This window comes from Yinghuangia sp. YIM S09857, from assembly GCF_051388915.1.
In the GTDB taxonomy this organism is placed as follows: domain Bacteria; phylum Actinomycetota; class Actinomycetes; order Streptomycetales; family Streptomycetaceae; genus Yinghuangia.
In genome coordinates, this window is sequence record NZ_JBPKBH010000057.1 from 1 (window position 1) to 1,384 (window position 1,384).

Consider the following 1,384-nt stretch of genomic DNA (forward strand, 5'->3'; position numbering starts at 1 on the left):
ACGCGCGCGGCGTCACGGGCTTGCGGACCTGTTGGCGCGTTCTGCGGTGCGGACTCCGGACAAGACGGCGGTCGTGTTCGGGGCGTTGCGGCAGTCGTTCGCGGAGTTGGACGCTTTGGTCTCGCGGACCGCCGCCGGGTTGGCGGAGCGCGGGGTGGGCAAGGGCGACCGGGTGGTGCTGCTGGCCCGGAACTCGCACGGGTTCGTGGTGGCGTACTTCGCGCTGGCGCGGATCGGTGCGGTCTCGGTGCCGGTGAACTTCATGCTCACCCCGCCCGAGGTCGCCTACGTCCTGGAGCACTGCGGCGCGGTCGGCGTGATCGCCGGCGCGGACCTGGCCGGCACCGCGGACGCGGCGCTGGCCGAGGCCGGCCTGGACGACACCGCGCTGACGGTGCGTGCGGTGATCGGCGAGGCCGACGGCTGGGAGCCGTTCGCCGCGCTCGGCGAGTCGGCGGCCGACTGTCCGCAGGTGGACCTGGACGACGACGACCCGGTGCAGATCATGTACACCTCCGGCACCGAGTCCCGGCCCAAGGGCGCGGTGATGACCAGCCGGAACCTCCTCGCCCAGTACACCACCGCGATCGTCGACGGCGGCATGGCCGCGGACGACACCGAGATCCACGCGCTGCCGCTCTACCACTGCGCGCAGCTGCACTGCTTCCTGACCCCGGACGTCTACCTCGGCGCCACCTCGGTCATCCTGCCCGCCCCCGACGCCGCCACGATCCTGGCGACCGTCGAGGCGGAGAAGGTCACCAAGCTGTTCTGCCCCCCGACGGTGTGGATCGCGCTGCTGCGGCACCCCGACTTCGACACCCGCGACCTGTCCTCGCTGCGCAAGGGCTACAACGGCGCCGCCGCCATGCCCGTCGAGGTCCTCGCCGAACTACGCCGCCGCCTGCCGCAGCTGGCGCTCTACAACTTCTACGGCCAGACCGAGATGTCCCCCGTCGCGACGATCCTCGGACCCGCCGACCAGCAGCGCAAAGCCGGCTCCGCCGGACGCGCCGGCCTCAACGTCGAAACCCGCGTCGTCGACGACCACGACCAGCCCGTCCCGCCCGGCGTGGTCGGGGAGATCGTGCACCGCGGCCCGCACACCATGCTCGGCTACTGGAACGACCCCCAGCGCACCGAAGAGGCCTTCCGCAACCAGTGGTTCCACAGCGGCGACCTCGGCGTCCTGGACGAGGAGGGCTACCTCACCGTCGTCGACCGCAAGAAGGACATGGTGAAGACCGGCGGCGAGAACGTCGCCGGACGCGAAGTCGAAGAAGTCATCCACACCCACCCCGCCGTCGCCGAAGCCGCCGTCTTCGGCATCACCCACCCCTACTGGATCGAAGCCGTCACCGCCGTCGTCGTCCCCAAACCCGGC

1 protein-coding gene is annotated in these 1,384 nt (G+C 71.4%); it reads left to right on the forward strand.

What is annotated here, in order from left to right:
- Nucleotides 1–1,384 (forward strand): fatty acyl-CoA synthetase (locus ACRX5S_RS41060; RefSeq protein WP_436778401.1); only part of this gene is annotated, 1,384 nt, incomplete at both ends.